Consider the following 23,913-nt stretch of genomic DNA (forward strand, 5'->3'; position numbering starts at 1 on the left):
TTGCAGGCTGAAATCGCCCGCTACACTGATGTGGCGCCGATCGACCCTATAAGAATAAAAACTATGAATGTGAACCCGTTTGTCCGTGCACTCAGCTTGTCCTGCTTCGAGGAATTTGCCTCCAGCCAGGGGCTTAACCCCGTGGAGATGCTCCGCCGCGTCTCGCTACCGGCGGAGCTCCTGCGACGGCCGGAAGGCATCCTCTCCTATCGGCGTTTCTGCGCCCTACTGGACCTCTGCGAGTTGCAATCGGGCAACCCGCTGTTCGGCCTGCAATATGGACTGCACCAGGGTGTCAGCATCTTCGGCCCCCTGCTCTACCTGATTCGCAACGCGAAGACGGTCGGCGCCGCGCTGACAGAGCTGCGCCAGAATTACTCACTTCAGAACGGCGCCGCAGAGGTCCGGCTCGAGCTGGAGGGCGAACTGGCCGTTCTCAGCTATCACATCATCGAGTCCGACCTGCCGGGCGTCTGTCAGGCCGAGGAACTGGCCATAGGCATCGGCGTAAAGCTGATGCGAACCCTGGTGGGCGGCAGCTGGCAGCCGGGCACCGTGCTACTCAGGCATGCCCCGCTGACGGATCCCGCCGCCTACCGGCGCACCCTGGGCCTGATCCCGACTTTCGAGGCCAGCTGCCCCGGCCTGGTCTTCAGCTCCGACGCCCTCGACTTGCCGCTCAACTCAGCGGACGTGACGCTGCATCGGTTGCTCGAGGAACACATCGGCAACATGGAACGCCTGACCGCCGACGATTTGCCCTGCCATGTCAAACAGCTGCTGCGCAACCTCCTGCCCAGTGGCCGCGTGACCATAGAGAAAATCGCCGACTGCATGGCCTTCAATCCGCGCGCACTACAACGCCGACTGGCTCAGGAAGGGATCTCTTTCCAGGACCTGCTTGACGAGACACGCCAATCGATGGCCCGCCACTACCTGGAAGACCCGTCGATCAGCCTGGCGCAGATGTCGGGGCTGCTCGGCTACTCCGACCTCAGTGCATTCTGCCGCGCCTTTCATCGCTGGTTCTCGGTCAGCCCCCGCGAGTGGCAGAAGCAGCACTGTCCGAACAAGCAGCCACACCTACTCAGGAGCCGCCGCTACAAGCCCAGCTGACGCAGTACGGCGGGCAGACGAGGATCTGACGGGGCAACCTGGCGCATGCGCCTGGCGTATCCCATCGCCCGCTCGCGATCACCCGCCGAACCGTGCAGGAAAATCAGTCCATACAGCAGGTCGGCATCATCCGGTGCCAGGGCCAGACCTGCCTCCAATGACGCCCGGGCTTCATCCCTGCGCTGCAACTGGAGCAAAAGCAGGCCGTGGTTGTAGTGGATCCGCGGATTGTCCGGCAGCGCCTTGGCCGCCTCCCCCATCCAGTCGACCGCTTGTCCCGGCTGGCCATGTTCGACCAGCAGCAGGGCCAGCATATAGGCAAGGTTGCCCCTGTCGCCGCCGGGCATATCCGGCAGTCCCAGGCCGTCTTTCAACACCTGGATGGCCTCGTCCGCTCGCAGCGTGTCATTGGCCAGCGTGGCCAGGTTGACCCGCGCCGGGGCAAAATAAGGGTCCAGGCGCAACGCCATGCGGTACTGCTCCAGGGCCTCCAGCTTGCGCTCCTCGCGCTCCAGCAGCACGGCCAGGTTAAGCCGGTTGCCTGGCAGATCGGCGTTGCCACGCAGCCTATTCTCGTAGTCCGCCAGTGCGGTCTGGAACGATGCCCGACGCGCTTCGGGAAGGGCGATCCGCGGAATACCGGACAAGGCTCGCAGCGCCTCATCACGCACCGCCCGGTTGTCATCGTCGAGCAGTGGCAGCAGCCGCCTGACTCGCTCTACCGGCGGCAGTTCGGCGAAAGCCGGTATCGCATAGGCGCGGACCAGTGCACTGTCCTGCTGCAGCGCGGCCTCCAGAGTCGGTATGGCCGGCGCCCCCAGGTCGGCCAACCGCTCGGCGGCGGTTGCCCGGACGATCTCGGGCTTGCCCAGATCGCCAATCACTTCGGCCAGGCGCTGCACGGCATCGCGGCTGCCCTGTCGCGCAGCCTGCAAGGCTTCGCCATAGTGCGGCGGGCGGTTCGGTGCGTCGAACCAGCTGTCGATCTGGGTTGCCGCCCAGCTGGCGTCCTTGTCTTCATGGCAGCGGGTGCAGGCGTCCGGGCTGGCAGTCTTGTGCGACAGGTCCGGGCGCGGCAACCGGAAGCTGTGGTCGCGGCGCGAATCCACGCCCATGTAGGTGGTGGCGGGCATGTGGCAATTGACGCACTGCGCCCCCTGAGAGCCCGGCGCATGGTGGTGGTGTTCGACGCTGTCATAGTGCTTCGCCCGCAGGCCAGGGAAGCGCGCCGACGGCTCTTGCTGGTGGCACTGGCCACAGAGTGCATTGCCCTCCAGCTTGACCCGCGAACTGTGCGGGTCATGACAGTCGGTGCAGGTAACCCCCGCGGCGTACATCTTGCTTTGGGTGAACGAGCCATACACATAGACCTCGCCCTGAATCTGCCCATCGGCGTGATAGAGATCCGGACGCAGGGTTGCCGGCAGCGCGGCATCAAGCAGCGGATGCCCGGGCTGCTGGCCCACCCCCAACCCCTGGCGGCGACTGTGGCAGAACGCGCACTGCTCGATCAGGCCCTTGCCGCCCAGTGCCTTGAAGTCGACCTTCAGGCCCATCTCGGTCGCGGAGGCGGCATGCCCGGCGGCGCCCGCCGGATAGTTCGCCGCCCAGTCGACATGCGCCTGAGCGGGGCCGTGGCAGGCCTGGCAGCCGACGGTCTGCTCGCTCCAGGTCGTGGCAAACGTATCGGTCTGGTCGTCGTAGTGCTTCTGCAGGTTGGTCGAGTGGCAGTCCGCACACATGGCGTTCCAGTTCTGGTAGCGCCCGGTCCAGTGCAAGGAGTCCTCGGGCCTGAAGCGCTGGCCAGGGTAAAGCGAGAACCAGCGTTGACCACCCTGCTCCTTCGCCCGACTGTCCCAGGCGATGGTCAGCGCCTGCAACTTGCCCCCAGGGAAGGCAACCAGGTACTGCTGCAAGGGGTAGTGGCCAAAGGTGTAGCGAATCTCGAAGTCCTGCGCCTTGCCATCCGCGCCCTCGGTGTTGACCAGGAACTTGCTGCCTTGGCGAAAGAAGCGCGCCGCGACGCCGCTGTCGGAGAAACGCACACCAGCGAAGTCGCCCAGCACGTTCTGATCATTGGCATCGCGCAGCGCCCAGGCATGGTCGGACTGCGCCCAAACCTTCGCTTCCTCGGCATGGCAGCCCTGGCAACTCGCCGCCGGCGCATAGCCAGCCGCCTGCGTAGACAGCGTAGGCAGCTGCGCATCCTCGCCGTAGGCGGCCAGGGCAACCAGCAGAAGCCCTCCCAGGCCAAGCAGATATCGAAAAGCGGCCAAAGGGCCTCCTCAGGCAGTCTCGGTGATCTAATCGGCCAATACGCCGAAGGCACGCAGTCTAGCGACTGGCCGGAGAAACGGCTTGGCAGATCACGCCAGGATTGACTACTCCCAATCCTAAAAACATTTCTCAGCTGGCTGGTTCACATGGCGCATACGTCGCGGTCAACCAGGCTGATCAGCGGGCGATCCTCTCGCTGCATCGCATCTGCGCCCAACTGCTGAACTTTCGGATTATGCAGAGCAACGGCTTACGGGGCCTGCTTTATGCATTTTCGATTCTGCTGCCCGAGGGTTATGCCCAGCGGAGTAACGCCACTGCGGATGCCCTCGCCGCCGTTAGCCAACAGCCCGAGGCGCTAGCTGTCAGCAGGCGTCCCATGAGATGGCAACCAGAGTGGCCTCCGCTCAGGCTTGCGGCAAGGGATAGAGTCGCTCGTCGAACTGCTCCAGGCGCGGGAACGCCAGGGGCTGATCCTGTTCCAGTCCGCTCAGGCGCTGCTGGTAGGCAATCAGGAAACTTTGACGCGCCTCATGACTTATATAGGGCACGTGCCAGGCAATAAAGGGCGCCAATACGTCCATACCGACATAGGCCAGGGTGCCGCGCAACAAGGGCCGCAACATGTCCTCCAGCGGGCCATGAATGGCGCCATCGCCAAACATGTGCTCGCGTCCGCCCAGGGTCAGGCTGACCAGCACCCGCTTGCCACTCAGGCCGCCCTGGTCGTAGAAACGCTTGCCCCCGTAACAGACACCGGACACGAGCACCCGGTCAATCCACCCTTTGAGGATGGCTGGCACCGAGAACCAGTACAACGGAAAGTTGAGTATCAGCGTGTCGGCCCACAGCAGCTTGTCCAGCTCGCCCTGGATATCTGCAGCCAAACAGCCTTTCTTGACGCCCAGGCGCTGTTCCAGGGCATACACCAGATATTCTGGGTTCTCACGCTCGACGAAATCGGCAGCGCTGGCCACCGGATTCCAGTTCATCGCATAGAGATCGGAAACCTGCACTTCATGGCCCTGGCCCTGCAGGGTTTCCACCGCCAGGTCGCGCATCGCCGTGGTGAAGGATTGCGGTTCGGGGTGAGCGTGGACGATCAGTATCTTCATAAAAACTTCCTTTGAGCTTACAGGGCCTTTGTAGGGTGGGTTAGCCGAAGGCGTAACCCACCAAGCGGGTATCAGGCCAATATGGCCGATACCGAGGGCATCCATGGTGGGTTACGCCGCTGCGGGGGCTAACCCACCCTAGGAAAAACACGAAAAGCCGTGCCTCAACACTGCACGGCCTTGATTTCGACAAACTCGGCCAACCCCTCCTCGCCCCATTCGCGACCATTGCCCGACTGCTTGTAGCCGCCGAAGGGCGCGTGGTAATTGAAGGCCGCCCCGTTGATAAAGCATTGGCCCGCGCGCAACTGCCGCGCCAGACGCAAGGCGCGCTCTGGAGTACCGGCCCAGACGCCGCTGGACAGGCCAAACGGCGATTCGTTGGCCAGCTGCACGGCCTGCGCTTCGTCGGCATAGGGGATCAGGCAGAGTACCGGGCCGAAGATTTCTTCCTGGGCGATACGCATGCGGTTGTCGACGTCGGCGAACAGGGTCGGCAACTGGTAGAAGCCGCGCTCGAGCCCGCTGGGTAGTTCGCTGCCACCACAGAGCAGGCGCGCGCCTTCATCCTGACCGATACGAATGTAATCGCGCACCGTGCGCCGCTGTCCGGCCGAACACATGGGACCGAGGAAGCTCTGCGGATCCAGCGGATCGCCCAGGCGCAGGCTAGCGGTCTCCGCGATGGCCAGTTCCAGGGCCTCGGCGTATCGGCTGGCCGGCAGCAGCATGCGGGTCAGGGCGGTGCAGGTCTGCCCGGAGTTGAGCATCACGTCCTGCACGCCGTGGCGCACTGCGGCGGCCAGGTCGGCATCCTCGGCGATCAGCAGCGGCGACTTGCCGCCCAGCTCCAGGCACACGCGTTTGACCGACGGCGCGGCGGCCTGGGCCACGCGCACCCCGGCACCGGTGGAACCGGTGAACGACACCATGTCCACCTCTGGGTGCTTGGCCAACGCTTCGCCGACCTTGGCGCCTGGGCCACTGACCAGATTGAACACCCCCGCCGGCAAGCCGATGGACTGGATAATCTGGGCCAGCAGGAAGGCATGCAGCGGCGTCTCCTGACTCGGTTTGACCACCACGGTGCAGCCAGCCGCCAGAGCCGGAGCGAGCTTGCCGAGCAATTGGTGCAGCGGGTAGTTCCAGGGATTGATGAAGGCGCACACCCCCACCGGCTCGCGCAGCACCAGGGAGTTGCCGACCTCGCGCACCTCATCCATCAAGGCGGCGACCTCTACGTAGTGGCGCAAGCCTTCGAGTGGCCCGTCGACCTGGATAGACCGGCACCATTGCACCGGCATGCCCAGCTCGGCGGTGATCAATGCCGCCATCTCGTCGGCGCGGGCCTCGAGCTGATCGGCCAGGGCCTGGATATAGCCGGCGCGCACCTTGGCCGAGGTCGCGGCCCAGACTGGGAAGGCCCGACGCGCGGCCTGCACCGCACGCTCGACATCACGCTCGTCGCCCAACGGCACCAGCCCTGCGACCTGCTCGGTCGCCGGATTGAGCACCTCGGCCAGGCCATTGCCTGCGGGCGCCACCCAGGCTCCATCGATAAACAACTGGGTGTGCTTATGCATGACACGGCTCCTCGACCAGTTCGGCAGCGCAGCGGGCAATGCGCCGGCAGGCGTCCTGCAACGCCGCACTGCCGAGCACCAGGCCCAGACGTATATGCCCGGCAGCGCTGGGACCGAAGGCTTCGCCGGCCAGCACCGAGACGCCATGGCGGTCGAGCAGGCGGTCGGCGAAATCCTGGGCAGACAGCCCGGTGGCGCGGATATCGACCATCACGAACATACCACCGTCTGGCTTCAGAGGACGTAATCCGGGGCAGTCGGCGAGGCACTCACAGACCAGATCGCGTCGCTGCCGATAGGCTTCACGCATCGCCTCCAACTCTGGCATTTGTGCCTCCAGGGCGACACAGGCGGCGTCCTGGATAAAGTCCGGCGAGCCATACAGCATGCACAACGCCAGGTTACCGAGGTGCTCGGCAAGCTCTGGCGGCGCCACCACCCAGCCGACCCGCCAGCCGGTCATGGCGTGGGACTTGGACAGGCTGTTGAGGGTCGCGGTGCGCTCGGCCATGCCCGGCAGGCTGGCCGGGCTGACATGCTCACCCTCGTACAGCAGCTCGCTGTACACCTCATCGGAAATCAGCCACAGATCATGGCTAATGCACAGCTCGGCCAGGGCCTCCCAGGTGGTGCGCGGCAGGCTGGCGCCGGACGGATTGTGCGGGCTGTTCAGCACCAGGGCGCGGGTGCGCGGCGTGATGGCCGCAGCGACGTCCTCGGCCTGTACCCGGAAGCCATGCTCGGGGCGCACCGGCAGCGGAATCACCTTGGCTCCGCAGGCACCGAACACTGCCTCGTAGGTCACGTACATGGGCTCGGCGACTATCACTTCATCGCCGGGCTCGAGCACACACTGGGCCACACAAAACAGCGCACATTGGCCGCCGGCCAGCACCACCACCTGCTCGGCATCGACTGCCTGACCGCTGCGCAGCCCATGGCGCTTGGCGATGCTTTCACGCAGCGCACGCTTGCCGGTGACCTCGGTGTAGTGGGTATTGCCGGCCAGCAGGCTGTCGATGGCGGCCTGCACCACCGGCTGCGGAGTGTCGAAATCCGGGTCGCCGACCGACAACAGCAGCACGTCCTCACCGAGCGCCTGGCGAGCCAGGGCACGGTAGTGAATATCCCAGGCAGCGGCGCCGTCACCGGCGATACGTTGGGTCAGGGTGGAAAAACGCATTTAGATCTCCTTGCCCGCCTTATTGGGCGCAGGCGTGCTTGAGTTCGATCAGGGTCACGCCGGGATGGCTGAAGCCCGCCGCCAGCTGGTCTTGCAGCTGATCCAGGCTCTGCGGCTGGCGCACTTGGCAACCAAAGGCACCGGCCAGCGCGGCGAAATCCGGGTTGCGCGGCAATACGCCAATCGGCTCGATGTCCAGATCGAGCATGTCGTCGCGGATCTGCCCCAGGGCATCGTTGTTCCACAGCAACACCACCAGCGGGCTGTCCAGCTCTTCCACCGCGGTGGCCAATTCCTGGGCGGTATAGAGAAAGCCGCCATCGCCGACCAGCACTAGGCCAGGCCGCTCGGGGGCGCCCAGCTTGGCGCCGATACCCGCCGGCAGACCGTAGCCGAGGGTGCCGTATCCGGTGGGGTGCAACCAGCTACGCGGCGCACGGCTGGCAAACAGGTAGTTGCCGCTGTAGGCCAACTGGGTCATGTCGGTGCTGATAAAGGCGTTGTCCGGCAGCACGGCGGCGATGCGCGCCAGAATGGCCTGATGAATGCGTTGCAACGGCCCCTGGCCGTCCTCGACCGCCGCACGCAGCCCGGCCACCGCGGCAATTGCCGACGCTGGATCACGCGCCTGCTGCGGCAAACGTACCAGCAGCGCCTCGACGGTCTGCCGCGCATCGCCCTTGAGCGCCACTGCGCAGGGGTAGAAATCGTTGAACTTGCGCGGGTCGATATCCACCCGCAACAGCTCGCCGGTCAGCGGCAGGCGTTCGCGCCAGAAATCGGTATCGGCCATTTCGCTACCGACTGCCAGCACCACGTCGGCCTGCTCGATCAACTGCCAACCGGGTTCGACGCACAGGGTCGCACCGGCATGCAGTGGCGCCTGTGGTGGCAACAAGCCCTTGCCGGCGACGCTGGTGAACAGCGGCGCCGCCAGCCGTTCGCTGAGCGCGGCCAGTGCCGCACCGGCCTCCAGGGCACCGCCGCCGGCGATGATCATCGGCCGCTTGGCGCCAACCAGTTTGTCGGCGGCCTGTTGCAGCGCCTCGGCACTCGGCAGGCCACGGCCTGGCCGACGTACCACCTCGGCACTCCAGTCGCGGGCGATCGGCTCGGCGAGTACATCCAGCGGCACCGAGATATGCACCGGCCGCGGCCGTTCGCTGTCGAACACCGCATAGGCGCGGGCGATCAGTTGCGGCAGGTCCTCGGCGCTGGTGGCCACGGCCGAGAAGGCGGTGATCGGCGCGGTCATCGCCCGCTGATCCTGGGTTTCGTGCAGGCAACCCCAGCCCTTGCCGAGACTGGCGCTGTGGTTGACGCTGGAGATCACCAGCATCGGGATCGAGTCGGCATGCGCCTGGCCGATCGCCGTGGCGGCATTGGTCACGCCGGGGCCGGTGATGACGAAGCACACCCCGGGCTTGCCGGTCACCCGCGCATAGCCGTCGGCCATGAAGCCGGCGCCCTGCTCGTGGCGGGTCAGCACGTGGCGAATACCGCTGCCGGGCAGACCGCGATAGAGTTCCAGGGTGTGCACCCCGGGAATCCCGAATACGGTGTCTACGCCGTAATTGGCCAGCAGGCGCACCAGCGCCTGGCCGCCGGTCAAAGCTTTTGTTGTTGTCATGGGGTGGTCCTCAACAATGATCGGCGGGTTGGCCGAGGCGGATCAGGGCATCCACGGCAACGGCGCCCTGGGCATTAACCAGCAGCGGGTTGACGTCCAGTTCCAGCAGCTGCTCGGCGTACTCGCAGGCGTACTCCGCCACCGCGCGAATCGCCTGCACCAGGGCATCCAGATCGACCGCCGGGCGGCCGCGGAAACCTTGCAGCAGCGGTGCGCTACGCAGACTCAGCAGCGCCTCGCGAATTGCCGCATCGGTGGTCGGCAGTAACAGGCTGCGGCTGTCCTTGAGCAACTCCACAAGAATCCCGCCGGCGCCGAGCACCAGGGCCAGGCCAAAGCCGTTCTCACGTTTGATGCCGACGATCAGCTCGGCCAGCGGCGCCGGCGCCATGCGCTCCAGCAGCACCTGCTCGAAGGCCAGCTCAGGAGCATGCCGCGCCAGACTGACGCGCATGTCGTCGAGCGCCGCCTGCAGAACCTGAGCGTTGCCCAGATTGAGCGCCACGCCACCGGCCTCGGTCTTGTGCGGCAAATCGGCACTGACCACTTTGAGCGCCAGCGGATAACCCAACGCCTGAGCCGCCTCCAGCACCTGCCCGGGGGTGCTCAGCATGCCCTCAGGCAAAGGCAGGCCGAAACCGCCCAGGGCCTGCTTGGCTTGCCACTCATCGAGCAAGCGGCCGCTGCCCGTCAGTGCTTGTGGGCAGATCGGCGTCAGGGCCGATTCACCGCGCGCCAGCAGGGCCTCGCGGCGCTGCCGGTAATGGGCGATACGACCCCAGGCCGCCAGGCCATCTTCGACCCCCTGCAGAGCCGCCACGCCGTGCGCGTGCAGACGCTCGCGAGCACTGGCCGGGAGCAGTTCGGGGAAGGCCGAGGCGACGAACCCCGGTTTGCCGTGACGCGCCAGGGCGGCGCAGTACAGCTCCAGCAGCAGGTCGCACTGCGGGCGCTCAGCCGAGGCTTCATCGGGATAGTCGAGCACCAGCAGAGCGGCATCGGCCGGGCTGCGCAAGACACTGTCGAGCATTCGCTCGAGGGCTTCGCTTTCGCCCCAGATGGCGGTGGTGAAGTCCAGCGGATTGACGATATTGGCGTAGCTCGGCAACACCTCGGCCAGTTCGCTGCGCTGCTTGTCGTCCAGCGGCGGCAGACCCAGGCCGTTGCGTTCGGCGTAGTCGGCAATCAGCCCGGCATCGCCACCGGAACAGGCCATTGCGGCCAGGCTCGGCCCCGCCGGCAAATTGCCACAGGCCGCCGCCTTGAGGGTTTCTACGAAGCTCACCGGGCCGCTCACGCGGATCACCCCGAGGCGCTCGAACAGCGCGTCATACAAGGCATCGGAGCCGGCCAGGGAACTGGTGTGGCTGAGTGCCAACTCGGCGCCGATCTGCGATACCCCGGTCTTCAGGGCGATGATCGGGATGCCTTTTTCCAGCGCCTTGTGCGCTGCCTGGGCGAAACCGGGAACGTTTTTCAGCCCCTCCAGGTGTAAGCCGATGGCGGTGACGCGTGGCTCGTCGAGCAGCACGTCCATCAGCTCGGCGACGCCCATTTGCGCCTGATTACCCACCGAGGCCATGTAGGCCACCGGCAGCGAGCGGTCGCTCATCGACAGGTTGTAGGCGAAGTTGCCACTCTGGGTCAGCACCGCCACGCCCTTCTCCACCTGCTCGCCACCATGGGCCACCGGCCACAGTGCGGCGCCGTGCAGGTAGTCGAGCAGGCCGTAGCAGTTCGGCCCGAGCAGGGCCATGTCACCAGCGGCTTCGAGCAAACGGGCCTGCAGCGCCTCGCCCTCGGCGCCGGTTTCGGCGAAACCGGAGGCGTAGCAGATGACGCCGCCCGCCCCTTTGGCGGCCAGTTCAGCCACCGCCTGCACGGTCAACTCCTTGTTAGTGGCGATAAACACCGCATCCGGCCCACTGGGCAACTCGGCGATGCTGGCGACGCAGGACACGCCTTCCAGCTCGGCATGCTGCGGATTGACCAACCACAGGTCACCCGCATAGCCGCCTTCGGCGCAGCGCTTGAGGGCGCGGGCCATGCTGCGCCCGCCGATAAAGGCCAGATGGCGCGGCGCCAGCAGGCGCTTGAGGTTATCTCTTTGGCTCATGACGATCCCCTTAGCGCAACAGCGGCCGCAGCATTTCACGGGAAATGATGTGACGCTGGATCTCAGACGTGCCCTCCCAGACCCGCTCGATCCGCGCATTACGCCAGATGCGTTCCACCGGACCTTCATCCATCAAGCCCATGCCGCCGAATATCTGCACCGCTTCGTCGGCCACCTTGCCCAGTACTTCGCTGGCAAACAGCTTGGCCATGCCGGCGTCGGCATCGGTCATGCTGCCCTGGTCCATCTTCCAGGCGACATTCAGCGCCAGTAACTCCGCTGCGCGAATCTGCGTGGCCATATCGGCCAGCTTGAACGACACACCCTGATAGGTGCCGATCGGCCTGCCGAACTGTTGGCGGTCGGCTGCCCATTGCAGCGACAGATCCATGGCGCGCTGGGCCTGACCGACACAGTTGGCGGCGACCATCACGCGGCCTGCCGTCAGCCAGGCGTTGGCCACTTCCCACCCCTTGTCGACTTCACCAAGGACTTTGCTTGCGGGTACGCGGCAGTCGTCGAAGAATATTTCATAGGTGTGATAACCGCGGTTGCTCACGCACTTTGGCCCACGGCGAATGGTCATCCCAGGGGTGTCGCGGTCGACCAGAAAGGAGGTCACGGCGTTGCGCTTCTTGCCGTTTTTCTCGTAGCTGTCGGTGACGGCGAAGACGATCGCATAGTCGGCGTGACCGGCGTGGCTGATAAAGTGCTTGCTGCCATTGAGCACAAAGTCATCACCATCGCGCAGCGCGCGGGTTTTGATGGCGTTGGCATCGGAGCCGGCACCCGGCTCGGTGAGGGCGAAGCAGTCGATTTTTTCGCCGCGCACGGTGGGCAGCAGATAGTCGTCGATCTGCTGACCCTTGCACGCCATGAGAATTTTCGACGGCCGCGCGACAAATACATGCAGGGCCCATGAACACTTGGACAACTCACGCTCGATCAGGGCCTGGGAGAAATAGTCCAGGCCACCGCCGCCCACTTCTTCGGGCATGTTGAAGGCATACAGACCCGCCGCAATCGCCTTGTTGCGAATCTCTGCGGCCAACTCGGGGGAGACTGCATCGGCGCGGTCGACCACCTCTTCATGGGGCAGCAATTCTTTTTCAACGAAGCTGCGCGCCGTGTCGACCAGCATTTCGTGTTCATGACTGAGTTGGAAATTCATCACTATGTCCTGTGGTGTAAGGCGGCGCTTCAGCGGCCAATAAATAGGGGGGCACGTTTTTCCATGGCGGCGCGCAGGGCCTCGGCGCCATCCTCACTGCGACCGCAGAGCAGGCCGGCTTGGCGCTCGGCCTCGAGCTGCTGAGCCAGGCTGCGCTGGGCGCCGGCCTCGATCAGGGTCTTGGTGTGGGCGAAGGCGAAGGTCGGCCCGCTGGCCAGGCGCGTCGCCAGTTCGCCGGCCACTGCCAGCAACTGCTCATCGGCGCAGACTTCACCGACCAGGCCGGCAGCCAGGGCCCGTTCGGCGCCCCAGAGTTCGTCGAGAAACAACAGGCGCTTGGCCTGCTCGCTGCCGATCAGGCGCGGCAGGTGCCAGCTGGCGCCGGCATCCGGGGCATAGGCCATGCTGGTGTAGCCGGCCTTGAAGCGTGCCGACTGCGCGGCCAGACGAAAATCGCAGCACAGGGTCAGATCCATGCCGGCACCGACCGCGGTGCCGTTGATGGCGACGATGGTCGGCTTGGCAAAGGCATGCAGACGAGTCATCAGGGCATGGGCGGCTTCGGTCCAGCCGTAGCTTTCCAGATCGCCACGCGCCTCGGCCGCAGCCCACTCGGCCAGATCAGCACCGGCACAGAAGCTTCTGCCGCTGCCGGTCAGCACCAACACGCGCACGGCGGAGTCGGCGCTGAGCTCATCGAGCAAAGCATGCAAGGCCTTGAGCGTGGGAATGTCCAACGCATTGCGTTGCTCGGGGCGATTCAGGGTGATCCAGGCGACGCCGCCTTCCACTTGGGTCAACAGACTCGATGCAGTGCTCATGAGAATCCTCGGCTTTTATTTTGGTGAGAAGGACGGGATACACGCCCTTCCGAGAGGCAATACTAAACACTTGTTCAATAGCATGGCAATCAATTACCGCAGTTAGAAAAACACTCTATCTATCTGTATTTAATAGGTTTTATATTTTTAACCGACCACGCGTTACAACTTCGAACAACCGCTTACAGCAGCAAAACAAAGGCCTGACCGTTGCCGGCCAGGCCTGTGTGATGCACCCAGCGAAGCCCGTGGTTAGCCGGCAGCACCGACCAGCGGCTTGGCTGAGGCGAGTTGCGGCTCAGGCTCAGAGTCGTGGCTGACCAGCGGCAGGATCTTGATACAGAAGATGCCGTAGATCAGCGCGATGATCGGGTTGATCCAGTTGAAGAAGGCGAAAGGCGCATATGACAGGGTGGCGACCCCCAGGGTCGCGGCCATGTACACGGCGCAGGCGTTCCAGGGGATCAGCGCGGATGTCACGGTGCCGCCGTCCTCGATGGTGCGTGACAGGTTGACCGCAGCCAGACCGCGAAGACGGTACTCCTCCTTCCACATCTGCCCAGGCAGTACCAGGGACAGGTATTGGTCACCGGTCAGCACGTTGACGCCGATGCTGGTGGCCAGGGTCGCGCCGATCAAGGCGCCGACTGAGTGCACGCTGCGCACGATCAAAGCGAGCAAGAAGCGGATGAAGCCAATACGCTCGAGCACGGCGGTCATCATCATCGAGCAGAACACCAGGAAGGCCATGAACACCATGCCGGCCATGCCGCCACGGCTGAGCAGGCTGTCGACCACCTCGTTACCGCTGCTCGAAACAAAGCCGGTGGCCATCACGGTCCACAATGCCTTAACCACCATGAGCGCACCGGTCTGCCCGCTATCAGCCATGAAGCGCTCGATCACCGGCGCCTGGAACAGCACCGCAAACACACAGGCCAGAATGCTGCACAGCATGATCGCTGGAAAGGCCGGCGCCTTGCGCACCGACAGACCTAGCAAGGCCAGTAGTGGAATCAGGTTGTACCAGGCGATATTGAACGAGCCGGCCAATTGCGCCTTGAGTTCGCCGACATTGGAAACGGCTTCACCCTGGATATCCGCAGTCAGCGCCAGGATGGAAAACAGCACCAGGGCAATCAGGAAGCTGGGGACCGACACCCAACTCATGTGGCGAATATGGGCGAACAGATCAGAGCCCACCACGGCCGGAGCCAGGTTGGTGGTTTCCGACAGCGGCGACATCTTGTCGCCAAAATAGGCGCCCGCGACTACCGCACCCGCGGTTATTTCCGCCGACAGGCCGAAACCGTGGGCGGTGCCCATCAGGCCCACGCCGATGGTCGCAGCGGTGGTCCAGGAGGAGCCAATGCACAGCGAGACGATGGCGCAGATCATACAAGCCAGGGGGTAGAAAAAGGCCGGCGACAGCAGGCTGAGCCCGGCATACAGCAGGGTTGGCACTGTACCCGCGATGATAAAGGCACCGATCAGCACGCCGATCGATAGAAAAATGAAGATTGCCCCTACCGTCTTGGCGTTGGTGGCGACGATCTCGCGCTCCAGTTCACCCCAGGTGACCCCATTCTTCATGCCGATCAAGGCGGCAAAGCAGCCCACCATGATCAACGCGAGTTGCAGCGGACCGGACATCGGATCGTCGAACAGGCTCAGCGAGCCGGCGATCAGTGCCAGCAGGACGGCGCCGACCAGCAGCGCGTCCAGAGCGGACAGTTTGCGGAGCTTCATTGTTGTTATCTCCCAAAGACCAAGGTTTTACCGGGACCAGTGCCCGGTTCCGCCTTGAGTATTGGCAAGCGATGTAAGCCCCCGTTGAACACCGGGAAAGAAGATGTAAGAAGTGGTAACGCGACTGTTACACGGCGGGCAGCTGCACCAGGGTTTGCCTAATCGCCTGCTGGGTGTCCGCGATCAGTTGGCGCAGCGGTTCCGCCAGTTCCATACAGAGGGTCTCGACTTCCGCTTCGCCGGCCGCTTCAAGACGGCGCAGCATTACCGCCAGTTGCCGCCCGCCGAGTGACTCGCTGGCGCTGGCCAGGCGATGGGCTGTGCCGGCGATTTCCGGGTAGTCCAAGGCCTGCAGGGCCGTCAGCAAGAGCTCGCCCTGTTGCTGCAGGAGGCCTTGCAGCAGGCGCAACAGCTGGGCGAGTTTACCGCCCCCCAGCGCTTCGCGATGGGTGTGCAACACGTGCGGATCGAGCAGTGCCTCGCCCGCCATCACCAGCTCATTTTGCACCATGCCGGCCAGGGCCTGACGCAAGGCCGGCAGCTGGATCGGCTTGGCAATCACCCCCTGCATACCGGCATCCAGGTAGCGCTGGACCATGGCCGGTTGCAGGCTGGCGGTGAAGGCGAAGATCGGCGTCTGCCGATTGGCCCCCAGCGGGTCCTGACGAATTTGTCGACACAGCTCCACTCCGCTCAGCCCCGGTAGCTGCACATCGAGCAGAATCAGGTCGAAACGGCATGCCTGGCAGTGGCGCAGGGCCGGCGCAGCATCTTCGGCCAGGCTCACCCGGTGCCCTTCGCGCTCCAACAGGCCCTGGGCCACCTCGCGATTCAGCGCAATGTCTTCCACCACCAGCACATGACGAGCCTCAGGGGGGGATTCCAGTGCCGCACTGGCCGCGAGCGGCTGCGGGGGCTGCGCCTGCTGCAGCCAAATATCGAACCAGAACCGGCTGCCATGGCCTTCGCGGCTGTGCAGGTGGATCTCGCCGCCCATGGCCTGCACCAGACGCTTGCAGATGGCCAAACCAAGTCCGGCACCGCCATAGCGCCTGGCCACCTGTTCGTCGGCCTGCACGAAGCGCTCGAAGATCCGCGCCTGCATCGCCTCGGGGATGCCTATACCGTCATCCTCCACTTGGATGCGCAGGCGCTGGCGTCCTGCATCCTGTTGCAGCAGCGCCACCTGCAGCTGGATCCGCCCGTGGTGGGTGAACTTGATGGCATTGGCCAACAGGTTGGTCAGAACCTGCCGCAGGAACTGCTCGGGGCCGCGGAAGTAGCTGCCCAGGCCCGGATCGAGGTGACTCATGAGCTGGCTGGCACTGGCCTGCGCCCGAGGCTCGAGCAAGGTGAGTACCTCGTCCAGCAACTGTTGCAGAGAAAAGCCCACCGGCTCGACGCGGGCCTCGCCCTCCTCCAGCTTGGCGAAATCCAACAGATCGTTGAGCAACGCCAGCAGCCCCTCGCCGGCCTTGTGCAAGGCCTGCAAGCGCCGCTGGCCGAGCTTGTCCCGAGGTGCGTCGCGCAGCAGCTCGGCCATGCCCAGTATGCCGTTCAGCGGGGTACGCAGTTCGTGGCTCATGGTGGCAAGGAAGCGTGACTTGGCCAGGTTGGCCGCTTCGGCCTCCTCCTTGGCGCTGTGCAGACTGGCGGTACGCCGCTCGACCATCTTCTGCAGTTCGTCCTTCTTGTCCTGCAGGGCCAGGCGGTCAGCCTCGCGCCGGCCCATATCCTCGACTATGGCCTGGCGCATCTCGTCCAGGGCATGGGCCACCGCATCGATCTCATCCTCTGCCGCGCCGCGGCCTTTTTCCAGACGCAAGGGCAGCTGCCACTCGCCACCGGCGAGTTGCCTCGAGAAGGCCGCCATGGCCAGCAGGTGGCGAGTCACCAGACGGTGGAATAACCAGGACAGGGTTATGGCCAGGCCGCAGATGAACAGCCCCATCCACAACAGGTTGGTCAAGCCGCTGGCATACAAACGCCGGTGTACCGCCTCCAGATCTACGCCTATCTCCAGGGAGCCGAGTGCGCGCAATTCGCCATCGGCCATGCGGTAACTCAGACCGAAGCGCTCGGTGCGCGCCGCGTCGGCGGGCAGCTGATGGCCTTGCAACAGATCGAAATCGGTACTGCGCAGCCGAACCCAGGCGATATCGGGGAAGTCGACCAGGCCGCGCAGTTGCACGTCCAACTGAGCCTGGTTGAGGTCCCACAGGCTGCGCTCGATGCTGGCCAGGTAACCGCTGCGGATCAACTCGAGTCGCGAGACGATGCCCTGCATCTCGCGACGATACTCGAAGTACAGTTGCAGGGCGCTGGCCAGCAGGGTGAAGCACAGACTGAACAGCAGAATGAAACGCAACAGGCGTCGCGACAACTCGCCGGACGGTGACACGGCCCAGGACTTCACGGCTGCCTGTCCGACTGCGACTGCAGCAGCCGATAAGCATGCTCGCTTTCCCGCAGCCAGCGCTCGACGTACTCACTGCTCGCCAGACGTTGCAGCTCCCGGTCGATATCGGCCATCCGCGCCGCCAGCGGCGAGCGCTTCGACACCGCAAAATAAAGGTGGTCCACGGCCAGGGTCAGCGGCAGCACCTCGATCTCGTCGGCGCCCGGAAGGTATTCGAGGAACAGCTTGCCGGTGCGCCGTTCATGGGCGATGAAGTCGATCCGCCCGCGGATCAGTTTGCCAAAGTTCTGCCGATTACTGGCCACCCACTCGACATTGCCATGAACGGCCACGAAACGGTCGAAGGCCTGGCCATAACTCTCGCCAAACAGCAGGCCGCCGCGATAGCGCGCCAGGTCCTCAAGTCGGGTCACCGCCAGTGGCTTGCGCCGGTTGTAGAAAACCGCCACCTCTTCGCGCAACAGGGCCACCTGGCTGAACAGCAAGCTGCGCTCGCGCTCGGCCGAGCGGTAGGCAATCACCAGATCGACACGGCCCTCGGCCGCATCCGTCAGGCACCGCTTCCAGTTGCCGAGCACCACCACCTCCAGCGGCAGGCCGAGCCGGCCGACCACCTCGCGCACCGCGCGGGGCGCCAGGCCCTGCACCTCGCCACTGGCATCGCTCCAGGAAATCGGCGGATACACCGGATAATCGCAGTAGCGCACAGGCGCAGGCGCAGGCGCCGCCAGGCTCGCCGCGCTCAGGCACAGTCCAGCCAGCAGCAGCGCCAGGCGCAGGGGAACAGTCATTGCCTACTGCTGACCGCAGCGCTGAACAGGTAACCGGCGCCGTGAATGGTGATGATCAACTGCGGGTCGGCCGGGTCGTCGTTCAACTTGCGCCGCAGACGGCCAACCAGTACGTCGATCGATCGGTCATTCGGTAGCCACTCACGGTTGCGGATCTGATCCATCAGTTGGTCGCGGCTCAGGGTGTGCCCGGCGTTGCGCAGCAGCACGCTGAGCAGCTGGAACTCGCCCTGAGTCAACAGGCCCTCGCTACCGTCGGCGGCCACCAGCCGACGCCTATCCACGTCCAGAGCCCAGTCGCCGAAACACTTCAGATGGCGGGCTTTCGCCTGCGGCTGTAACGCCTGAACGTGGCGCACACGGCGCACCAGATTCTTCGCCTTCGACACCAGCTCACGCGGATTGAAGGGCTTGACCACGTAATCGTCGGCGCCGCACTCGAGGCCGACGATACGGTCGATTTCATCATCACGGCCGGTGATCAGGATGATCCCCACCTCCGAGCGCACGCGTAACTCACGCGTCAGGGTCAGGCCATCCTTACCCGGTAAGCGGATGTCCAGCATGACCAGATCTACCGGGAACTCCAGCAGCCTGTCCTCAGCCTGTTCCGCGGTCTCGGCGCAGTGCACCTGATAACCATCGCGCAGCAGATAGGATGCGAGCAATTCGCGGATCACTGGATCGTCATCAACGATCAGTACACAGGGTTTTGTCGTCATCACTGTGCCCCCACCGCAACATAGGCGCGGCCAACTCTTGGATTTATTTTGGGTAAAACAGGGTACTTGCTTTGCCAGCCAATGTAGTCATTACTGAACGAATGATCAATAGCCTCAAAGAGTGGCTACACACAACGACGAAAGCCGCTCACTTGCAGGCCATCGACCCAAGCTTCGCAGATCTGCACACCCTGCGCCGGAGTGAAAGTCGCACTGCTGAGCCCGTACTCCAACCACAGGCCATCGAGCAGAGCGCTCAGGCCGATGGCCGCAAGTTCGGCATCGAAGTCGGTCCAGCCTTTCGATTCAGCCAGCTCTGACAGGGCGAGCGCGAGGATGGCCCGGTATTCACCGTAAGACTGTTCGTGGGCCAGATTAATCACTTCGGCCGTTTTGACTGCCCCCCAGAACGCTAACCAAGCGTCGAGAAGTTCGGGGGCGAGTACCTCGGGGGAAAACGACGCACGAAATAACGCCGATAACCGCGCCCTGGGATTTGCTGCAGTGGCTCCGATGGCTTCGCGCAATAGCCCCATAACCCGCCCGGTGACCGTCAGATAAGCCTCAGCCACAAGCTCTTCCTTGCCCCGGTAGTGGTGATTGATCAGGCCGACCGACACCCCCGCCTCGGCGCATATCTTGCGGATCGAGGCTCCCTGAAAGCCATGGCGCTTGAGGCACACCAGAGTCGCTTCGACCAAGTGCGCCTTACGTTGTTCAGGTTCCAGGCGAGAGAAACGCGTTCCCAGGGTCATGCCGACAACTCCATTGCTGATTCCGATCGATTTGAACGAATGTACAGCAAGATCGGTGACCTTACCTACCCGACAGGGGTATGGCTGCGCGCAAACCAGGCTTGGATAATGGCGCCAGCCGCCTGATTGGCAACCATCTCCAGTGAACATGCGTCGGGCTCTGAAAGGCATGTTTAGAACCGTTCAGACCGCTTGAGGTTGAACCTGGAATGCAGGGCAATTCAGATGTTGAACTGACCCGCTGCCATGCTCCACTTCCGGCCTGCGGAGATTTCTTATCCCGCTTAGCCTGTTACACCGACCAACTCAGGCATAGCCTTCATGTTTGTTCATCGGCGATATTAGCCGTCCACTGCTCGTAGAACGCGGGCAGCTCTGAAGCCTTGCCGACAAAGCGTGGCGCACGTTTGTCGAGAAAGGCTGCGACACCTTCCTTGCCATCACCAATGCTGGTGTAGAACATTGCCAGCGATTCGATGCGATGCGCCTCAAACGGATCGGCTTGTGCACTGTTTCGATAGAGCATCTGCCGGCTGAGCGCGGTGGCAACGGGCGAGCGATCCTGCACCAGTCGTCGTGCAAATACCTCAGCCTCTTCCAGCAGTGCGTCGGCGCTGTGAATCGAGCGAACCAGGCCGCCACGCAGAGCTTCGTTCGCATCAAATATGTCGGCGGTGTAGACCCACTCCAGCGCTTGCTGCAAGCCTACGATGCGCGGCAGAAACCAACTCGAACAGGCTTCGGGGACGATGCCAAGACGACCGAAAACGAAACCAAAGCGTGCTTTTTCCGAGGCGAGGCGAAAATCCATCGCCAGCGTCATGGTGGCCCCGATGCCTACCGCAGGGCCATTAATCGCGCCAACCACAGGCTTGCGGCAGGCCTGGATGGCCAAGGTCACTTGACCGCCGGTATCGCGAACCCCGTTACGAATTTCCGGCGTATCAATGCCTTCGTGCATGTCCCTCAGGCTGGGCGAGAGAGTCTCATCCAGGCCGAAAACGTTGCCCTCCACCGACAGATCCATGCCGGCACAAAAAGCTCGACCCGCGCCCGTCACCAATACCACGCGAACGTCATCATCCACGCTGGCGCGCTTGAAGGCATGCTCCAGCTCGCCCGCCATCTCGACGGTAAACGCATTCAACAGTTCGGGTCGGTTGAGTGTCAGCTTCAACAAGCCATCGTCGACATGCCAGTCCAGCGTTGCATAGTTCATCGAATCATCCTCGTGGTCTGGCTTTGATCGTAACGCCATGTAGGCGCCGGGCATGCCTCGAGCCCCGAAGCGAGGCATCACCCGGTTGCGCCATGGCCCGGCAAGGGCACTATGGCTGGATTGCCAACATGTAGCGGCTGTTGGATGACGCCGGACAGCGAGCCCAAGACGATCCCCTTGACCAGTGCTTGTCGCTCCGCTGGTTCCAAAGCGGACTGTTGCAGCCAACTCGGCAGATTGTTCAGCCACGCAATCACAGCGTGCACAGTCGCCCTGAGCAGCCGAATCGGGCCCGTGGCGCCGGCATCGAGCAAGCGCCTCAGGACGCTGTCCTCATAGCGCTGGCGCATCTGCTGGATCTGCTTCTGGTGTTGTGGGGAAAGGCAGCGGAACTCCTGCTCGGCCATCATAAAATTCAAACTGCGCCGTTCATGCAGGGCGATATGCGCCCACAAAAGGCTTAGCAGGCGCTCATGAGCGTTGCCCCGGGACGTGGTGAAAACCGCTTCGAGCAGATCGTCATAGAGCTCCTCGATCAGCTCGAACAGCAGGCGCTCCTTGCTTTCGAAATGGTGATACAGGGAACCGCAGCCGATCTCCACGTGGAGGGCAAGTTCGCGCATGCTGACCCGGGCGAAGCCGCGCTCGGCAAACAACTCAAGTGCCTTGTGCCGAATCTGTTCCAGCCGCGAGAACGGGGCTTCGCCGGAGCCTGTGGGCAATGCCACGGGAGCACTACAGGGTGCGCGCCGGCTATGCATATCGACCCATTCCCCGCCCAGAACCAGTGGCGCGCCCGACAGTCATCAGACTCGCTCGAAGATCGCGGCAATGCCCTGGCCACCACCGATGCACATAGTCGCCAAGGCATAACGACCCTGAATACGATGCAGTTCGTGGATGGCCTTGGTGACGATGATCGCACCCGTGGCACCCACAGGATGACCAAGGGAGATGCCGGAACCATTCGGATTGACCCTGGCCGGATCGAAATCCAGTTCGCGGGCCACCGCACAGGCCTGTGCGGCAAATGCCTCGTTGGACTCAATCACATCCAGGTCGGCGACGCTCAGTCCGGCCCGTTTAAGTGCCAAGCGCGTGGCAGGAATGGGCCCCAACCCCATAAACTCGGGCTCGACACCGGCATGCGCATAACTGACCAGACGGGCCAACGGACGCAGATTGTCGGCCTGTAGCGCCGCACCCGTGGCCAACACCAGCGCCGAGGCGCCGTCGTTGAGTCCTGAGGCATTGCCGGCCGTCACACTGCCGCCCTCCTTAAAAGCAGGTTTCATTCGCGCCAGCTGCTCGAGTGAAAAGTCATTACGGACATGCTCATCGACCTCGAACACTTGAGTGCCTTTGCGGCTTTTGATTTCGAGCGGCACGATCTGACCGAGGAAATGCCCCTGAGCTATCGCCCGGGCTGCGCGCTGCTGGCTCTCAAGAGCCAGGCCATCCTGTGTTTCACGACTGATGCCATAGCGCTCGGCAACATTTTCCGCGGTGATGCCCATATGAATACGATGCAAGGGGTCATGCAGAATACCCAGCATGTAATCGACGGCCTGCATATCGCCAAGACGCCCCCCCCAGCGAGCACCGGGCAGCAGGTATGGGCCACGGCTCATGCTTTCGACACCGCCCGCAACGGCAATATCGGTTTCGCCCAGTAGCAGGCTCTGGGCCGCCGAGATGATCGCCTGCAAACCCGAACCACACAGGCGATTGACGTTGAACGCGGGGGTTTCCTGCGGAATCCCGGCGTTGAGGGCGGCGACACGCGAGATGTAGCTATCCTGCGGCTCGGTCGGGATCACGTTGCCCATTACCACATGGCCGACGCGCTCGGCGGCGCAACCGCTCCGCTGCAGAGCGGCCAACACCGCTGTCGTAGCCAGCGAGGATAGCGGGATGTCCTTAAGCGTACCGCCGAAGGAGCCGATTGCGGTTCTCACGGCGCTGACAATGTAAACTTCGGGGTTGGGCATAGGGCACTCCGGCGGCTTGGCCGCGACGGACGCGGCCTGATTCGACTGATTAACAACGACCAGGAAGGACACGGCATCGAACCGGCCTGGCGCAAACATCCAGTTAGTCTAAAGACCAGGCCAGTGCGGGCCTATGCCGAAAATAGCCGATGTGGCTGATGTTTTTTGCCACCCCAATGAGTGGATTCGCAACGGATCAAGGCCATGCAAGAGAAAGATTCGGTGTCCGTTTATTTCGTCCAGGCGGCGCTGTATCGCCTGCGCGATCAACCAGTTCGAATGGATGCTCTCTTGGCGCAGGCAGGTATACCTAAGCAGCTGCTCTGCGATAGTGCGGCTCGGGTACCGGCCACGGCATTTGCCAAGTTGTGGCTGGTGGTAGCCGAAGAACTGGACGATGAGTTCTTTGGCTACGACTCCCACGGCATGCCCGTGGGCAGTTTCTCCTTGATCTGCCGAGGCCTGATCCAGACAGCATCCATTGGTCAGGCGCTGCGCCAATGCCTGTCCAGTTGCCGGCTGTTTCTCAGGGATATCCAGGGCAGTGTGTCGCTGCGCGGAAAACACGCCGTGATCACATTGCACAATCGCCAAGAGTCCCCGTTCCTGCGCAGCATCCTCGAGGAAACCTTCTTGACGGTGGTCATCAGCCTCATGTGTTGGCTGGCTGGCCGACGCATACCGATTAGTCGTACGCAATTTGGCCACCCGCGACCCGCCCATGATGACGATCACCTGCTATGGGGACCGGATCTGACATTCGAGGCCACACATACCGAAATCGAGTTCGATGCCGACTATCTGAAACTGCCCGTTGTGCAGGATCTAGACTCGCTAAAAGCCTTCCTGCGCACGGCTCCGCAATGGGTAATCATCCGCTTCAGCAATCGCCAAGGACTGAGCGCTCAGGTGCATAGACGACTGCGCAATTGCCGTTACGAGCAATGGCCGACCCTGGCGGACTTTGCCCTCGAACGCGCCTTGAGCGTCACCAGCTTCCGTCGCCAGCTGCAACGGGAAGGTTTCTCCTTTCAAGAGATCAAGGATGAAGTGCGCCGCACCATAGCCTTTGACTACCTGCGCAACACCGACCTGAGTGTCACGGCAATTGCAGAGATGGCAGGTTTCCGTGAAGCAAGCGCGTTTCATCGAGCGTTCAAGCACTGGACAGGAGAGAGTCCGGGCAGCTATCGGTTGAAACAACGCCCAAGCTGAAACACCCCGAAGTTTCGTAGGCATCTCCCAACCTTAAAAT

At 63.4% G+C, this 23,913-nt stretch carries 18 protein-coding genes and 1 pseudogene; 3 read left to right on the forward strand and 16 right to left on the reverse strand.

What is annotated here, in order from left to right:
* Positions 1-63: 63 nt before the first annotated feature.
* Positions 64-1,116, forward strand: a complete 1,053-nt coding sequence (locus LJY18_RS08115) for an AraC family transcriptional regulator (RefSeq protein ID WP_238041316.1) — start codon at positions 64-66, stop codon at positions 1,114-1,116.
* Here LJY18_RS08115 and LJY18_RS08120 read toward each other — a convergent pair.
* Entirely contained in the window at positions 1,101-3,392 is a 2,292-nt protein-coding gene (locus LJY18_RS08120; protein WP_238041317.1) for a cytochrome c3 family protein, read from the reverse strand. The two genes, LJY18_RS08115 and LJY18_RS08120, sit on opposite strands and share 16 nt — an antisense overlap.
* A 158-nt stretch (positions 3,393-3,550) precedes the next feature.
* Here LJY18_RS08120 and LJY18_RS08125 point away from each other — a divergent pair.
* Positions 3,551-3,769: pseudogene (locus tag LJY18_RS08125) on the forward strand (IS110 family transposase); the annotation flags it as partial.
* Positions 3,770-3,800: 31 nt separating this feature from the next.
* Here the strand turns inward: LJY18_RS08125 and LJY18_RS08130 are convergent.
* From LJY18_RS08130 to LJY18_RS08200, 15 genes are all read right to left on the reverse strand, one after another.
* On the reverse strand, positions 3,801-4,508 hold the full coding sequence (locus tag LJY18_RS08130) for an NAD(P)H-dependent oxidoreductase (RefSeq protein WP_238041318.1): 708 nt from the start codon (positions 4,506-4,508) through the stop codon (positions 3,801-3,803).
* Positions 4,509-4,672: 164 nt separating this feature from the next.
* Positions 4,673-6,091, reverse strand: coding sequence for an aldehyde dehydrogenase family protein (locus tag LJY18_RS08135; RefSeq protein ID WP_238041319.1), 1,419 nt, complete (start codon positions 6,089-6,091; stop codon positions 4,673-4,675).
* Entirely contained in the window at positions 6,084-7,274 is a 1,191-nt protein-coding gene (locus tag LJY18_RS08140) for a pyridoxal phosphate-dependent aminotransferase (RefSeq protein ID WP_238041320.1), read from the reverse strand. Before LJY18_RS08140 ends, LJY18_RS08135 begins: the two co-directional genes overlap by 8 nt.
* 19 nt (positions 7,275-7,293) lie before the next feature.
* Positions 7,294-8,904, reverse strand: coding sequence for a 5-guanidino-2-oxopentanoate decarboxylase (locus LJY18_RS08145; RefSeq protein WP_238041321.1), 1,611 nt, complete (start codon positions 8,902-8,904; stop codon positions 7,294-7,296).
* Between the two features lie 10 nt (positions 8,905-8,914).
* Positions 8,915-11,020, reverse strand: coding sequence for an acetate--CoA ligase family protein (locus LJY18_RS08150; RefSeq protein ID WP_238041322.1), 2,106 nt, complete (start codon positions 11,018-11,020; stop codon positions 8,915-8,917).
* A 10-nt stretch (positions 11,021-11,030) separates the two neighbouring features.
* Entirely contained in the window at positions 11,031-12,191 is a 1,161-nt protein-coding gene (locus LJY18_RS08155) for an acyl-CoA dehydrogenase family protein (protein ID WP_238041323.1), read from the reverse strand.
* Between the two features lie 29 nt (positions 12,192-12,220).
* Positions 12,221-13,012, reverse strand: coding sequence for an enoyl-CoA hydratase/isomerase family protein (locus LJY18_RS08160; RefSeq protein WP_238041324.1), 792 nt, complete (start codon positions 13,010-13,012; stop codon positions 12,221-12,223).
* Between the two features lie 252 nt (positions 13,013-13,264).
* Positions 13,265-14,761: a Na+/H+ antiporter NhaC gene (gene nhaC / locus LJY18_RS08165; protein ID WP_238041325.1), complete on the reverse strand. Its 1,497-nt coding sequence runs from the start codon at positions 14,759-14,761 to the stop codon at positions 13,265-13,267.
* Positions 14,762-14,888: 127 nt separating this feature from the next.
* Positions 14,889-17,177, reverse strand: a complete 2,289-nt coding sequence (locus LJY18_RS08170) for an ATP-binding protein (protein ID WP_238041326.1) — start codon at positions 17,175-17,177, stop codon at positions 14,889-14,891.
* A complete protein-coding gene (locus LJY18_RS08175; protein ID WP_238041327.1) occupies positions 17,174-17,971 on the reverse strand; it encodes a substrate-binding periplasmic protein in 798 nt (265 codons plus the stop codon). The genes LJY18_RS08170 and LJY18_RS08175 overlap by 4 nt, the downstream gene beginning before the upstream one ends.
* Positions 17,968-18,693, reverse strand: a complete 726-nt coding sequence (locus LJY18_RS08180; protein ID WP_238041328.1) for a response regulator — start codon at positions 18,691-18,693, stop codon at positions 17,968-17,970. Before LJY18_RS08180 ends, LJY18_RS08175 begins: the two co-directional genes overlap by 4 nt.
* 125 nt (positions 18,694-18,818) lie before the next feature.
* The gene (locus LJY18_RS08185) at positions 18,819-19,448 is read right to left on the reverse strand and encodes a TetR family transcriptional regulator C-terminal domain-containing protein (protein WP_238041329.1); all 630 of its coding nucleotides are present in this window, start codon (positions 19,446-19,448) and stop codon (positions 18,819-18,821) included.
* 319 nt (positions 19,449-19,767) lie between these two features.
* Positions 19,768-20,667: a crotonase/enoyl-CoA hydratase family protein gene (locus LJY18_RS08190; RefSeq protein ID WP_238041330.1), complete on the reverse strand. Its 900-nt coding sequence runs from the start codon at positions 20,665-20,667 to the stop codon at positions 19,768-19,770.
* 77 nt (positions 20,668-20,744) lie between these two features.
* Positions 20,745-21,395: a TetR/AcrR family transcriptional regulator gene (locus LJY18_RS08195; RefSeq protein ID WP_238041331.1), complete on the reverse strand. Its 651-nt coding sequence runs from the start codon at positions 21,393-21,395 to the stop codon at positions 20,745-20,747.
* A 78-nt stretch (positions 21,396-21,473) separates the two neighbouring features.
* Complete coding sequence (locus LJY18_RS08200) at positions 21,474-22,658, reverse strand: acetyl-CoA C-acyltransferase family protein (protein ID WP_238041332.1); 1,185 nt, start codon at positions 22,656-22,658, stop codon at positions 21,474-21,476.
* A 204-nt stretch (positions 22,659-22,862) separates the two neighbouring features.
* On the opposite strand from LJY18_RS08200, the gene LJY18_RS08205 reads away from it, so the two are divergent.
* On the forward strand, positions 22,863-23,873 hold the full coding sequence (locus tag LJY18_RS08205) for an AraC family transcriptional regulator (RefSeq protein ID WP_238041333.1): 1,011 nt from the start codon (positions 22,863-22,865) through the stop codon (positions 23,871-23,873).
* The last annotated feature ends 40 nt before the right edge of the window (positions 23,874-23,913 follow it).

The sequence above is a fragment of the Pseudomonas sp. MMS21 TM103 genome, from assembly GCF_022132145.1.
Lineage (GTDB): Bacteria > Pseudomonadota > Gammaproteobacteria > Pseudomonadales > Pseudomonadaceae > Aquipseudomonas.